Here is a 13787-nt window from a genome sequence, read left to right on the forward strand (position 1 = left end):
ACACAGTGCCCCCATACAGCAGGGTTTGCTCGATTGCAAGCTGAGTCAAGTCAATATCCCCTGCTTCAGCCCGCCAATGCACATCTACTTCCCAGGTGTAGGGATTAAACCTGCCCCACTTTTGATAGTTCGATGCGATGAATAGGGTTTTGACTCTGCGATCGACTGCTCTAGTAATGATTTCCCCAAGATGATTTGAGGCAGAGCCAACCTGAGCTGCCTGCCGATATTGACGTAATGCCTGCTCACGCTCACTGCTCACCAGCTCTTGAACCCGATTCCAGGCTTGTTGGTGCAATTCTTCCAGCTTCATCGTATCCAGGTTGCCAGCAATTTGTGTGTTTAGCATGGTTGGGGCTGTGTTGATTGTGCGATAAGTGGACAAAAGTTGAGGCATTCCTGCCAGAAGGAGCGGCGCATTTTGCGGTTCTAAAAAGCGATCGAGCTGTTCTGCTAACTCTTGACAGTCGTCGTGCATTTGCTGCTTCAGAAAAGCTTCCTGTTCCAAAAAATCATCACGAAAATCATCGTAGATCAATGGGCGACCTACTGCACGGGAACCAATCAGGCGTTTCGATCGAGCCGCTCGAATTGAGGGTTCAAAGCGATGGAGTTCAATTGCGTCGACCAGCGGCTCTGGTAGTTCCTCTGAACTGACAATGCGAATTCCCTGACGAGAACCTTGCAGCAGTCGCACCCGGCTCTGCCCAAATGCCAGCACATAGAAAAGTTCTCCCTGGGTTAACAAGGGCATCAGCGGCTTCAAATCAAAACATTGCCCAACTCTCACGGTTTCGATAAAACACCCTAGCAGTTGATAACAGCGTAAAAACCGAGGCTTGTAGAAGATCACCACACTTTCGGCAGTCAGCGTATTGATCACCTGCTGTTCCAGGGTTTGCATCGTGTCCCGAAAGTCAGTCGCGATTCTAGCTGCGAAATCAGGATCATTTGCCCGATCGCCTGCTTGATTAAGCTGTTGCTGAACGAGATGAATTGCCTGTTGAAATTGCTTCTGAGCCGCTCCAGATTTCCTGTGAATGCAAGCAGATAAATAGATTGAAACGTAAGGCAGCTCCGAAGGGGCTAAAAGTTCTGGTAATTCAACCCTGGAGAACAAACCCATCGCTAGCAAACCTCCGGTTTCGAAAAAGCTATTCCGAAAAAGCTGTGCAGTAGAGCTGCCAAACATAGAGATCGGGGAGGAGACCTCTCCCATCGCTCAAATTCTGTTGGTTCTACAATCTCAGATTTAGAAGATTCTCTACATCCGCCATGAGGTAACTTTCGCAACAGCCTGCCCTACCTCAGAAGATTTGCGCTCATGGCTTGATCACTATCAAAAGACAGAGGATCAATGCTCTACTAACCCTCTAATTTATGGTTAATTTGCAAACAAAGTCCTGCTTTCAGTCACCGCTTTCCTACCCTGCCGCAGCGCTTCAAATAAGTTCACAATATGTTCATGCTGAACTGAATATAACTTTGGCTAGAGGAAGTTACGCCAGCGTCTCAAGTAATGTGAGTAGCGTCTCAAGCCTTTTATAAAATTGCGAAAGCACGGAGTACTTTTGTGAAGCAAGTTGTTTCCTGGCTTAAACAGCTACGGATTGCCCGTCTCGCTATTGTTCTGGTCGCTGGATTTACGCTGTTGCTCACCTCCTGCAACAGTGGAAACATTCAAGGAGCACGCCCGGAAGTTCCCCCCGTGCAGATGGGAGGACAAAACAATCCCTACAAGGGAGGCGGTGACGGCTATACCGATTATAAGATGTCTACCGATCCGAAAGTGAGCGGCGAACACGGAAATCGTAATACAAAACCGATGATGCGTTCTTCGCTAATCGGTAATGGAGAATTGATTGCAAGCAGTGACGTAAAAAGTAATTCAGCACAGGATATTCTCTATCCCGGCGATGACGCTGAAAGAAGCAAAAATCCTGATGTAGGTCCAGTCGGACAGGATTATCGCGAGAAGATAATCAAGAATACGGAAACTGCAACCCCTGAGAAACAGCCGATTATCCAACGCTCAAATCCTAACGAAAAAATTCTAGAAAAGATTGGCGATCAATTCCAGCAATCAACTGATTTCATCAAAGATGCGCTCGAAGGTCAAGCGGAAGGTCAATCGAAATAATCCTGAATCCCATTTGATCGGCTTAAAATATAACGGAGTGTAAATATGAAGGATTTACTGTTCGATCGTTTTTCAAATCTTGTTGCTGCTGTGAAGCGGTTTCCGTTCGCCCGTATCGCTGTAGTTCTGGTTGCAGGGGTGCTGATGCTAGTTAGCACGGCTTGCGGCAATGCGGCTCCGCCTGTGTCGTCAAATAGCAGTCCGGCAAGCCCGATGTCGTCTAATCCGCCCACGCCAAGATCTTCGGGCGAAGGCTCTTACCATGCTAAGACAGGAGCCAATCAGCCCACTGAGTTGTATGACCCGATCCAGGAGCCTGAGGGCGGCATGAATGTGTACAGCGACACCGACCCTCGCTATCAGCGCAAAAACCTCGGTGCCCAGATCGAACGACGGGTGGATAAAGCCGAGAAAAATCTCGATAAATCGATCGAGAGCGTTGGAGACTACGTGGATAACTATACGAGCGGTGCACCGTTGGGTGAACGAGTTCGCAACATTACTGACAGCGTTGGCGAGTCTGCTGAAGATCTAACCGATCGCGTCAAAGGCGGAACCGATCGTGGCACTCAGAATGTGAAAGTGAACACCAAGCGTGCAGAAAGCAATGCCAGCGAAGCCGTGAAGGGAGTTGCTGAAGACACAAAGAGCAATGCTCGTGACCTGACCCGCAAAGCAGAACGCGCCCTGGACTAATCACCTTGCAGTTGAACTGCTCTTCCCCCGTCCCCCCAACGCCAGGGGGGAAGTTTGCTTTTTCTGGATTTCAAAATGCCAATGTCTACCAGTTTTGCTTCTTCAAGTACCACCTTTGTCTTCGCTCGATCGCCGTTCATACTCTGAAATAGCACTCCGAATCTCTTCTGTTTCAATATCGGCTTGCTCAGATTTTGCATAAATTGTGAGCAGAATGATTCCGGTTACTGTTTTGACGTAGTAAATCAGACGATAGCCGCCACTTTTACCTTTCTGCGTGTCACTATTGCGGACTCTCAGCTTGAAGACTGTATACCTAATTCCGGGTATTTGATCTCCTAGTAACTCCCCCCGTTGAAGCTGCTCAATAACAGGCTGTATATCGTTTTTGATATTGCGATACTTCTTAGAAAGAGCGCGTAGGTTTCGGTTAAATGTTAGCGAAGCTTCAACTTGAATGAGAGGCTGATCAGCCATCTTCAAGCCCTTCCCAAACCTGAGCGATCGGAATTGTTTGTCCAGTCATTGCTTCATGCCAGGACTGCCGAAAATCTGTTAAAACTTCCCTCTGAGATCCACCCTCCATAGCTTCCTCTTCCGGAATGAGAACAATCACTTCTACACGGCTGCTTTTCTCAGCCAGGAGAGGGTGATCTAAGGTGAGTTGTCCTTGATCATCGATCGTCGCCATAACTTTAATGGCTTTCATTACTCCTCCTAAGTGTATTGAACTACTTTATAGACGTCACTCGATTGCTGTTCTGGCTAATATGCAGTTCTCATTATTTACACCGAAATGCATTGATGAGAACTCTGTCTCTAACTCCTTAACGGCTGTTTCTAGAAGCATTATCCTTCTACTAAAACATTCAATAGTAGCGAATCAGATACTTTCTCTCGATCGATGCCTGTAAAGATGGACTAAACTCCGTCTGAAATAAGTTATCTAAATTTATCCTGACAATTGATTGCACTTCATCCGGCAAAGGCGCAAAATCAGAACATCGATAGTAATACACCTGCTGATTAGAAGCAATCTCTAAAAGATAATTCACAGCATCCCGGAGCATTTCCTCCTCATTGGGATAGCCATAAATGTATTCCAATGTGCAAAAAAATCGATTGCTTCTATAGCCAGGATGGGTGTAGACATCTGCATAATATCCGTCTCCCTTCCACAGGTTAGAGATCTGGCAAGCGATCGTTTGCAGATCTAGGATTGTCTCAAACTCAAAAGTTGCACTATCGGACATATATCACTAATGTGGGAGAAATAACGCGAGCAGCTTGCTTGTGTATTCACAAATGGTTCCATAAAGAGAAAAGGACGGGCGATCGACCCATCCTCTTCTCTACTGAGCTTTAACTAATGAGCTTTAACCAACCGCTTAAAGCAAACTACTTCGCTGAAGTTTCCCGTGCGGCGGCTGCCTCATCAGGGTGGATGCCCAAACGAGTCAGGTTGACCCGTCCCCGGTTGTCAATTTCGCGGATTTTGATGATCACTTCATCGCCGACTGTCACTTCGTCTTCGACTTTGCCGACGCGATAGTCTGCAAGCTGAGAGATGTGGATCATGCCTTCTTTGCCGGGAAGAAATTCGACGAATGCGCCGATCGGGATAATTCGCGTCACTTTGCCGACATAAACATCGCCTGCGCTCAGCTTGCGCGTCATGCCTTCGATGATGGCACGCGCCTGTTTTGCCTTATCGCGATCGACGGCAGAAATGGTGACGGTTCCATCGTCCTGGATATCGATCTTGGCTCCGGTTTGCTCGGTGATGCCCTTGATCGTCTTGCCGCCCGGACCAATGATCATCCCAATAAATTCGGAGTCAATCTTGATCGTAAGCAGGCGCGGCGCAAAGGGCGACAGTTCGGTACGGGGCTGGTCGATCGCCTCCAACATTTTGTTCAGAATGTGCAGACGCGCTGAGCGAGCCTGACCGATCGACTGAGCGACCACCTCGATCGGCAGTCCAGTAATCTTCATGTCCATTTGCAGGGCAGTAATGCCGTCGTCAGTTCCGGCAACTTTGAAGTCCATATCGCCGAGGAAGTCTTCAATGCCCTGAATGTCGGTGAGGATGCGAACTTCTTCGCCTTCCTTGATCAGACCCATTGCGGCACCACTCACGGGTTTAACGATCGGCACACCCGCATCCATTAGTGCCAGCGTTGAGCCACAGACCGACCCCATCGAAGTCGAACCGTTCGAAGACAGCACCTCAGACACCACCCGAACCACATAGGGAAACTTGTCTTTTGGCGGAAGCACGGGAATAATTGCCCGTTCTGCCAGTGCGCCATGTCCAATTTCCCGTCGTCCTGGAGAGCGCATTGGCTTGGTTTCACCCACCGAGTAAGGCGGGAAGTTGTAGTGGTGCATATACCGCTTTTCTTCGTCGGGATGCAGGTCGTCCATCTCCTGCTCTTCTCCCGGCGTTCCCAGCGTCACGACCGACAGCACCTGCGTTAAGCCGCGCTGAAACAGGGCACTGCCATGGACTCGCTCAGGCAGCAAATGGGTACGGCAGCTAATGGGACGGACTTCATCGAGTTTGCGACCGTCTACGCGCACATTGTCTTCGACGATCTGGCGGCGCATCAGCTTTTTCGTAATGTCCTTAAAGGTGTTGCCGATCGCCTTGCCGTCTGCCATTGCTGCCACCCGCACCGGATCGTCTTCGGGCAGGGCTTCAATCTCAGTTACGAGCGACGCTTTCACCGCATCCAGCTCAGTATCCCGATCGGTTTTGGTGAGTTCAAACTGCGAGAGAATTTGCTTGACCGGGTCTTTTGCCCGTTCAGTAATGAAATTCTCCAGTGTTGTGTCTACTTCCGGCGGCGTTATCAGGGCAGGTTCGATGCCCAACTCTGCCATCAGGTCGCGCTGTGCCTGAATCAGGTCGCGAATCACCTCATAGCCAAAATCGATCGCCTCGATCACATCCTGTTCGGGCAACTGATTGGCTCCCGCTTCCACCATGATCACGCCGTCAGGAGAGCCTGCCACCACCAGATCCAGATCGCCGCGCTCGATCTCGTCATAGGTGGGGTTAATGATAAAATCATCACCGACCAAGCCAACTCGTACTGCTGCCATCGGACCATTAAACGGAATGCCTGCCAGCAGCGTGGCGATCGAGGCTCCGGTGACTGCCAGCACATCCGGCGGCACTCGCTCATCTAGAGACATCGTGGTAGCGACAATCTGAATATCATCGCGCAGCCAGCCCGGAAACAAAGGACGCATCGGGCGATCGATCAAGCGACTAATTAGGGTGGCTCGCTCAGGAGGACGACCCTCTCGTCGCAAAAACCCGCCGGGAATGCGCCCGGCTGCATAAAGCCGCTCTTCGTAATCCACAATCAGCGGCAAAAAATCGATTCCTTCTCTTCCCGCAGCCCGCGTTGCTGCAACAAAAACGGCTGTATCTTCTAACTGAATTAATACCGAACCGCCTGCCTGCGGAGCTAGCAGACCTACTTTGAGTCGAATATCCCTACCATCGATGGATATTGACTTATCTACTTCTTTCAACATGAAGCGTTTTTCCTTCTTGGTGTCCTCATTTCTTCTTCTTGAAGAAATCCTAGCACTGATATCCTTGTACTGACCGATGTCCTGACTGACAAGCCAGTTCTCCTACCATTATTGTCGCTTGAATGTACAGCAACTTTAAATAATTTTTAATTTATTTCTAATCTTTTGACTTTTTTTGACTCTCTTGATGCCACTGATGCCGCAGGCGCGATCGGGCAGAAAACTTGTGAACGGTGCAGCCTTCCCTGAAGCCGGTAAAAGAATCTAAACTCAGTTAAGAATGATTTGCAATTAAAGACCTGACAGGGTTTAATCGGTCTAGGTCAGATTGCGGTCTTTGTTGCTGTCTAGGATTGAGTTATCGCGGAAGAGCTGTGCGTTTAAACCTGCTAAAAACTGTGCCCGTTGGAACGATCGCCCTGGTTCTATCGATCGGGCTACATGGCCTGCTGTTGGGCTTGCCTCTGCCGGAGCGAGATGTTGTTTCCGAACAAACAGAGCCTGAAGCATCTGAGTCGTTAGAGCCGATCGCAATTCGCGCTGCCGTTTTGCCCGTTGCTGCACCGAAGCCGACCATTTCTCCCACACCGCAATCGGCACCGAAGGCAACCCCGAAGCCTGCACCGCAAGCGGTTGCTCCGCAGTTCCCCGCAGGGGTAATCGTCCGTCCTGTGCCTCAGGCTGCTCCTGTTCCTGCGATCGTGCCTTCACCCTCTCCGGTTCCCAGTCCTGCTGCAACTCCCATTGTTGTCAGCCCTTCCCCGACGCCCAGCCCGACTCCTTCCCCCGAACTTTCTCCTAGTCCTACGCCCAGCCCCGATGCGTTTACCGCCAATTTTCCCCACTTTGAAAATGCCCAGGCGGGCTGTTTCGGCTTAGAAACCTGTCGTCAAATCGAAGGCGAAGTCAGTTTCCGGGAGGTCGGACGCACAATGATGGCACAGCTTGAAGCAAAGGGCTACACGGTGCGCCTGAGAGACGATCTAGCAGATGATACCGGGCGGAAGGTGTATGAAGTTTCAAAAGATGATGAAACCCAGTATCTTAGCGTTCTTTCTGGTCTGGACCTGGGACGAACGGTGTATGTGCTGGCTGCGGAGCCGATGACGATCGAGGATTTACAGACTGGGAATGTTGGTGGAGCGCCGGAAGGGTAGGGAATTTTTTGTTTGGAGGGGCTGTTTGAGGGGTGGCAAAGCCTCAGGGTTTTGCAGGGGCGATCGCAAACCCACACAGCAGACCTGGAATTACTTCAGCCTTTACCGCAGACCCAATCGCGAAAGGTGCATCGGCAGCCGTGCGAACGATCAGCGTCTCTCCTGACACCGTTTGCAGTGAGTAGCGGTATTCCCGACCGAGAAACTGCCGATCGCGAATAATCCAGTCTCCCTGGGGGTGCAGCTGAATTTGCACATCTTCCTGGCGAATCATCAGGGCAGCTCGATCGATCGCTGTGATATCACTGGAATCCGCAGAAATGGTTTGAGTGAGGGGAATCAAGCCGATCGCCGTTTGCCAAACCTGTCCCTGACGCTGGGCGGTGAGAAAATTTGCCTGGGTGACAAACTCTGCAACAAAACGAGACGTGGGTTCGCGATACAGTTCTTCCGGTGTGCCGATTTGCTCCAGGTGTCCCTGCCGCATCACAGCAACGCGATCGGCGATCGAGAGGGCTTCTTCCTGATCGTGCGTGACAAAAATTGCGGTCGTGCCTGCCGTTTTGAGAATGTCGCGGAGTTCCTGCCGCAGCCGCAGCCGCACCTGAATATCTAAGTTGCTCAACGGCTCATCGAGCAAAACTAGCGACGGATAGGGAGCCAGTGCCCGCGCCAGAGCGACTCGCTGCTGCTGACCGCCCGAAAGCTGATGGGGAAATCGCTGCTCCATGCCCTCTAGCCCAACTAAGGCGATCGACTCTTTGACGCGCTGCTGCACCAGTTCGGTGGGTTTGGCGTGGTTTTGCAGCCCGAAGGCGACATTTTGCTGCACGGTCAGGTGAGGAAACAGAGCGTAGTCCTGAAACACCATGCCAACGCTGCGCTTTTCTGGGGGTAGCCATTTGCCGGCACCTGCAACGGTTTGATTCGCAATCTCGATCGTCCCGCTTTGGGGCGTTTCAAATCCGGCAATCAGCCTGAGCAAAGTCGTTTTGCCGCAGCCAGATGGACCCAGCAGTGCCAGCAGTTCCCCGGTGGGCAGGCTCAGGCTCACTGACGACACCGCAGGCGGTACATTAAGGGCAAACTGACGGCTGACGCGATCGAGCTGCAAAACAGAAGCTGGAGAAACCGAGGCTGGAATCATAGATAAAACGGCAGAGCGAAGCGACAAATCGTAAACTAGGCGTTTGCGGAAACAGCACTAGCTTTTATAGTTTAAAGGGTCAATGCAAGTAATTCTCATTAAGACATTAAGAGTCGATTGTTGTGACGGTTTCTCCTGAGTCTTCTTTCATTTCCTCCTCTACGCTGCGAAGTTTTGCCCGCTTCTGGAACGGCTGGACGATCGCGGTTTGCCTGATTGCACTGCTGATTGCCACGCCGATTCTGGTGGTGCTGAGCAGTGTGTTTGTCGATGCGCGTCAGGTCTGGCAGCATCTTGCGGAGACCGTGCTGGTAAGCTACCTCATGAATTCCCTCTGGCTGATGCTGGGTGTGGGGGCGGGGGTGCTGGCGATCGGGGTGAGTACAGCGTGGTGTGTAACGATGTGCCGCTTTCCCGGAAGCCGATCGCTGGAATGGCTACTGCTGTTGCCGCTGGCGGTTCCGGCGTATCTGATGGCGTATGTTTATACAGAACTGCTGGAATTTTACGGTCCGGTGCAGATGACTCTGCGCGGCTTGTTTGGCTGGACTGAAGTAGGGGATTACTGGTTTCCGCCCATTCGCTCGGTGGGTGGCGCGATCGTCCTCTTCAGTCTGGTGCTGTATCCCTACGTTTATCTGCTGGCGCGGGTGGCGTTTCTGGAACAGTCGGTTTGCACGCTGGAAGCCAGTCGGTTGCTTGGCTGTTCCCCCTGGCGCAGTTTTTGGAAGGTCGCTTTGCCCCTGGCGCGTCCGGCGATCGTCGCAGGCTTAGCTCTGGCTTTGATGGAAACCCTGAGTGATTTTGGCGCAGTACAGTATTTCGGCGTCAATACCTTTACGGTGGGCATTTACCGCACCTGGTTTGGCATGGGCGAACGAATTGCGGCTTCCCAGCTTTCGGCTCTGCTGCTGGGGGTGGTGCTGCTGCTGCTGATTTTAGAGCAACTGTCGCGCCGCCAAACGCGCTATTACCAGACTTCTAGCCGCTATCAGCGATCGTCCCCTTTCGTTTTGCAGGGCTGGCGATCGATACTTGCGCTGACGATTTGTGGGCTTCCGGTGTTATTGGGCTTTCTGCTGCCTGCGATCGTGCTGCTGCAAATGGCGTTGAGCAACGTCACGAAGAATTTCAGCGATCGGTTCTGGCAGTTGGCGAGTCACAGTTTTCTCGCGTCGATGATTACGGCGGCGATTGGGGTAGTGCTGGCGTTGATTCTGGCGTATGGGCTGCGGCTGCGTCCGAGTTGGGGCATGAATTTGGCAGTGCGAACGGCGGCGATCGGCTATGCGGTTCCGGGCACGGTGATTGCAGTCGGGGTGCTGATTCCACTCGGTCAGTTTGATAACCGGATCGATGCCTGGATGCAAGCCACCTTTGGCATCTCGACTGGGCTACTGCTGAGTGGGACGATCGCCGCGCTGGTGTTTGCCTATTTGGTGCGGTTTCTCACCGTTGCCTTTAATTCCGTCGAGTCTAACCTGGGCCGAATTAAGCCGAATCTCGATGAAGCCAGTCGATCGCTTGGCTACAGCCCCACCCAAACCCTGCTGAAAATCCACGCCCCTTTGATGGGAAGCGGATTGCTTACCGCCGCACTGCTGGTGTTTGTAGACGTGATGAAAGAACTCCCCGCTACGCTGATTGTGCGTCCCTTTAACTTTGATACGCTCGCTGTGGAGGTGTACAAGCTTGCTTCCGATGAACGACTGGCAGAAGCGGCTGCTCCGGCTCTAGCGATCGTGCTGGTGGGGGTGATTCCGGTGGTGCTGCTGAGTTGGCAGGTGGGGAAAGGGGTGGATAGGGGGATGAGTGGATGAGGAGGTGAGGAGATAGGGGAATGGGGAGATAGGGAGATAAGGGATTTAGGGGCAATGCAGCACCTTCGATACTTCCCAAGCAATTTTTCGGTACTTCCCAAACAATTTTAAGGATGTTCCTGTGTCGTGAAGTTTTCAAAAGTTGAATTAGCTGATATGAAACGTAATTTTCGATTCTTTCCTTTCTCGATCGCTCTCCTGCTTCTGCTTGCAAGCTGTGCTAAACCTTCTCCGCAAGAGCAGCTCAGGAGCGAGAAAAAATGTGCAAAATGCGATCTGCAAAATATCGATTTGACTCAGGCAGACCTGAAAAAAGCCCAGCTCAACGGCGCAAACCTTAGCAGTGCCAATCTCAGCCAAGCAGATCTGAGCGGAGCATTTCTCGATAGCGGCAATCTCAGTAGCGCAAACCTGCAAGGCGCAAATCTGAGCAGTGCTGGACTTTCCGCTGCCAACTTCAGCAACGCTAATCTGCAAGGTGCAAACCTGCAAGGAGCCTATCTCCGAAACGCTGACCTCACCAACGCAAACCTTACAGGCGCAAACCTGCAAAACGCCGACCTCAGCGAAGCCAAACTCGACCAGGCAAAACTAGAAGGTGCAAACCTTACCGGAGCCATCCTACCTGACGGCATGGTCAAACCCTAACGTCCCAACCGTTTCCCTCCCTCGATTCCCCCAACTCCCTCGGCTCCCTTTACAAACACCCTTTACAAATAATCCCACTCCACCCCTTCATCCCCCCATTCCCCTACTTCCCCATCTACTTCCCCGCCCAAGCGGTTCCTGCCCGTAATTTTGTACACTACAAGGCGGAGACTTTCGCGGGGAGAATCGATCGGTGCGCCTGTTCACCACCATCGCCGGATTACGCTGCTATCTAGAAGCACAGCGATTACCCCTTCAGGGAACTGCGAAGCAATCGACGCTGCTCCCGCAGAATGGAGTCGATCGTCCGGGTCATTCCTTAACTTTCGGACTCGTACCGACAATGGGCGCACTTCATGCTGGGCACCTGAGCCTGATTCGCCAGGCAAGGCAGGAAAACGATCGCGTTGTGGTCAGCATTTTTGTGAATCCGCTTCAGTTTGGTCCAAACGAGGACTTTCAGCGATATCCCCGAACGCTGGAGCAGGATGGGCGACTTTGCCAGGAAGCGGGTGTGGACGTGATTTTTGCGCCCTCCGCCAGCGAGCTGTACGGAACTTCATTTCCACCGATTGCCAGTGCGGTGACGCAGGTGATTCCCCCAGCGGTAATGATGACAGGGCTGTGTGGGGCATCGCGTCCGGGTCATTTTCAGGGGGTGGCAACAGTGGTGACGAAACTGTTAAATATTGTGCAGCCCGATCGCGCCTATTTCGGGCAGAAAGACGCGCAGCAGGTCGCCATTATTCGCCGCATTCGAGAAGACTTAAACCTGCCTGTGGAGATCGTCGCCTGTCCGATCGTGCGCGAAGCGGATGGGCTTGCCCTAAGTTCCCGAAATCGGTATCTTTCTCCAGAGGAACGATCGCAAGCCAGTATTTTGTATCGAAGTTTGCAAAAAGCAGAGCAGGTTTTTGAAGAAGGCAGGCAGTTGCGTGAAGATTTGATCCGGGCAGTGCAGGCACACCTCTCCATCGTTCCCTCCGTTCAGCCAGAATATATTGAACTCGTTCACCCCGACACCATGAAACCTTTAGAGCAAGTTGAAGACACCGCCCTCCTCGCCATTGCTGCCCGGCTTGGCTCGACTCGCCTGATTGATAATGTGCTGCTGCGAAACCGTCAGCCGATCGTCGCTCTTGATGGACCCGCCGGAGCCGGAAAATCCACCGTGGCGCGTCTTGTGGCACAGCAATTGAACTTGCTCTACCTTGATACCGGGGCAATGTATCGTGCTGTAACCTGGTCAGTGCTGCGATCGGATATTGCGATCGACGATGAACCTGCGATCGCGGAACTGGTGAGCCAGTCTGAAATCCAGCTTGAACAGGCAGTTCCTCAGGGTTCAGCCAATGCCCCCTATGCCCTGCGGGTCTGGTTTAACAGCGAAGAAGTGACCCAGGCAATCCGTACTCTGGAAGTCACTGCTCAGGTTTCTGCCATTGCTGCTCTGCCCACTGTCCGCCACGAACTGGTCAAGCGTCAGCAGGCTTATGGACGACGGGGCGGCATTGTGATGGACGGCCGCGACATTGGCACTTATGTTTTCCCCGATGCCGAACTGAAGATTTTCCTCACCGCTTCAGTTCAGGAACGGGCACGCCGCCGCCTCGAAGACCTGAAGCGACAAGGACAGCCCCTCGTTAGCCTGCCGGAACTGGAACACGCTATCGCCGATCGCGATCGAAAAGACAGTACCCGCAAGCTTGCCCCCTTGCGAAAAGCCGTTGATGCGATCGAGATCAACACCGACCATCTGACAGTGGCTGAGGTGACTGCCCGGATTGTCAGCCTGTATCAGGAAAAGTGTCTAAGATACCCCGAAGTTGTGAGCTAACTTCCAGAATAGGGAGTCAGGCGATCGATACAGAAAAGTTATCGATCGCAATCCAACTTACAGCAACGGGGTTAAAATTCATGAAGTGTTATAAACAACACGCAACTTGCTGAAGTGTTCGGGTCGTCCTACCCGGTTCTGTTTAGCGGTTAGCCTCTCTGCCCGTTTCACCCCCCTGTTTCAATCCCAAGATGCAAACAGTCATTCGCCCTGCGGTTCAGATTGTCAGCCCTACTCTGCGGATTGTTGCGCTGGGTGACAGCGTGATTTACGGCTTTGGTGACCCGGAAGGCGGGGGCTGGGTCGAGCGATTGCGGCGACAGTGGATGTCTCCTGAAGGACCTGATCACGCACTTTATAATCTCGGCGTTCGAGGGGACGGAGTGCGGCAGGTGTCCCAGCGTCTCGAATCCGAGTTTCGGCAGCGTGGTGAACTACGACATCGCCTCCCCGACGGCATTATTCTCTCAGTCGGCACAAACGACTCCTCGCGAGTGCAGCGGTTAACCGGAAAAAACCTGACCGATTTCGAGCAGTTTCAGACTGAGCTTGCAGTTCTGCTCGATTGCGCCAATCCACTCTGTCCGGTCTTTTTTATCGGCATGACTCCCGTAGACGAAGCGCAAATGCCCTTTGCCAACTGCCTTTATTACAACCACGCCGACCAGCACCGCTACAAAGAAGCGACTCGCCTCGCCTGCTTGGAACGAGAGATTCCCTATCTGGATATCTTTGATTGCTGGATCAATCGGGGAGAAGCCTGGTGGAAGTCGCGCCTTTGCTCTGACGGTCT

The 13787-nt window shown here is 52.3% G+C and carries 13 protein-coding genes; 7 read left to right on the top strand and 6 right to left on the bottom strand.

The window, feature by feature from the left end; translation table 11 throughout:
- The coding region (locus H6F80_RS03560) for a baeRF3 domain-containing protein (protein WP_206755030.1) at nucleotides 1-1192 on the bottom strand (1192 nt) is incomplete at its 3' end.
- Nucleotides 1193-1573: 381 nt separating this feature from the next.
- Here H6F80_RS03560 and H6F80_RS03565 point away from each other — a divergent pair.
- Both H6F80_RS03565 and H6F80_RS03570 read left to right on the top strand, forming a co-directional pair.
- A complete protein-coding gene (locus tag H6F80_RS03565; protein WP_190790236.1) occupies nucleotides 1574-2140 on the top strand; it encodes a DUF6658 family protein in 567 nt (188 codons plus the stop codon).
- A 45-nt stretch (nucleotides 2141-2185) separates the two neighbouring features.
- Nucleotides 2186-2836, top strand: a complete 651-nt coding sequence (locus H6F80_RS03570; protein WP_190790237.1) for a hypothetical protein — start codon at nucleotides 2186-2188, stop codon at nucleotides 2834-2836.
- A gap of 102 nt (nucleotides 2837-2938) precedes the next feature.
- Here H6F80_RS03570 and H6F80_RS03575 read toward each other — a convergent pair whose 3' ends face one another.
- The 4 genes from H6F80_RS03575 to H6F80_RS03590 form a co-directional block, all read right to left on the bottom strand.
- The gene (locus H6F80_RS03575; RefSeq protein ID WP_190790238.1) at nucleotides 2939-3313 is read right to left on the bottom strand and encodes a type II toxin-antitoxin system RelE/ParE family toxin; all 375 of its coding nucleotides are present in this window, start codon (nucleotides 3311-3313) and stop codon (nucleotides 2939-2941) included.
- Nucleotides 3306-3545, bottom strand: a complete 240-nt coding sequence (locus H6F80_RS03580) for a type II toxin-antitoxin system RelN family antitoxin (RefSeq protein WP_190790239.1) — start codon at nucleotides 3543-3545, stop codon at nucleotides 3306-3308. Before H6F80_RS03580 ends, H6F80_RS03575 begins: the two co-directional genes overlap by 8 nt.
- Before the next feature lie 160 nt (nucleotides 3546-3705).
- Complete coding sequence (locus H6F80_RS03585) at nucleotides 3706-4089, bottom strand: hypothetical protein (protein WP_190790240.1); 384 nt, start codon at nucleotides 4087-4089, stop codon at nucleotides 3706-3708.
- A 145-nt stretch (nucleotides 4090-4234) separates the two neighbouring features.
- On the bottom strand, nucleotides 4235-6385 hold the full coding sequence (locus H6F80_RS03590; RefSeq protein WP_518523506.1) for a polyribonucleotide nucleotidyltransferase: 2151 nt from the start codon (nucleotides 6383-6385) through the stop codon (nucleotides 4235-4237).
- 374 nt (nucleotides 6386-6759) lie between these two features.
- On the opposite strand from H6F80_RS03590, the gene H6F80_RS03595 reads away from it, so the two are divergent.
- A complete protein-coding gene (locus tag H6F80_RS03595) occupies nucleotides 6760-7542 on the top strand; it encodes a hypothetical protein (protein ID WP_190790241.1) in 783 nt (260 codons plus the stop codon).
- A gap of 43 nt (nucleotides 7543-7585) precedes the next feature.
- On the opposite strand, the gene H6F80_RS03600 is transcribed toward H6F80_RS03595, so the two are convergent.
- Nucleotides 7586-8689: an ABC transporter ATP-binding protein gene (locus H6F80_RS03600; RefSeq protein ID WP_190790242.1), complete on the bottom strand. Its 1104-nt coding sequence runs from the start codon at nucleotides 8687-8689 to the stop codon at nucleotides 7586-7588.
- Between the two features lie 122 nt (nucleotides 8690-8811).
- Here H6F80_RS03600 and H6F80_RS03605 point away from each other — a divergent pair, with 122 nt between their 5' ends.
- The 4 genes from H6F80_RS03605 to H6F80_RS03620 form a co-directional block, all read left to right on the top strand.
- On the top strand, nucleotides 8812-10509 hold the full coding sequence (locus H6F80_RS03605; protein WP_518523507.1) for an ABC transporter permease: 1698 nt from the start codon (nucleotides 8812-8814) through the stop codon (nucleotides 10507-10509).
- A 156-nt stretch (nucleotides 10510-10665) separates the two neighbouring features.
- On the top strand, nucleotides 10666-11157 hold the full coding sequence (locus tag H6F80_RS03610) for a pentapeptide repeat-containing protein (RefSeq protein WP_190790243.1): 492 nt from the start codon (nucleotides 10666-10668) through the stop codon (nucleotides 11155-11157).
- Between the two features lie 193 nt (nucleotides 11158-11350).
- The gene (locus H6F80_RS03615) at nucleotides 11351-12994 is read left to right on the top strand and encodes a bifunctional pantoate--beta-alanine ligase/(d)CMP kinase (protein WP_190790244.1); all 1644 of its coding nucleotides are present in this window, start codon (nucleotides 11351-11353) and stop codon (nucleotides 12992-12994) included.
- Nucleotides 12995-13185: 191 nt separating this feature from the next.
- Nucleotides 13186-13787: GDSL-type esterase/lipase family protein (locus H6F80_RS03620; protein ID WP_190790245.1), on the top strand; the 602-nt coding region annotated here is incomplete at its 3' end.

The organism is Leptolyngbya sp. FACHB-711, from assembly GCF_014695615.1.
GTDB lineage: Bacteria > Cyanobacteriota > Cyanobacteriia > Elainellales > Elainellaceae > Leptolyngbya_A.

Coding starts and splice junctions, on each gene's coding strand:
- H6F80_RS03580 (WP_190790239.1), bottom strand. CDS start 3,545: ATGAAAGCCATTAAAGTTATGGCGACGATCGATGATCAAGGACAACTC.
- H6F80_RS03575 (WP_190790238.1), bottom strand. CDS start 3,313: ATGGCTGATCAGCCTCTCATTCAAGTTGAAGCTTCGCTAACATTTAAC.
- H6F80_RS03610 (WP_190790243.1), top strand. CDS start 10,666: ATGAAACGTAATTTTCGATTCTTTCCTTTCTCGATCGCTCTCCTGCTT.
- H6F80_RS03590 (WP_518523506.1), bottom strand. CDS start 6,385: ATGTTGAAAGAAGTAGATAAGTCAATATCCATCGATGGTAGGGATATT.
- H6F80_RS03585 (WP_190790240.1), bottom strand. CDS start 4,089: ATGTCCGATAGTGCAACTTTTGAGTTTGAGACAATCCTAGATCTGCAA.
- H6F80_RS03600 (WP_190790242.1), bottom strand. CDS start 8,689: ATGATTCCAGCCTCGGTTTCTCCAGCTTCTGTTTTGCAGCTCGATCGC.
- H6F80_RS03570 (WP_190790237.1), top strand. CDS start 2,186: ATGAAGGATTTACTGTTCGATCGTTTTTCAAATCTTGTTGCTGCTGTG.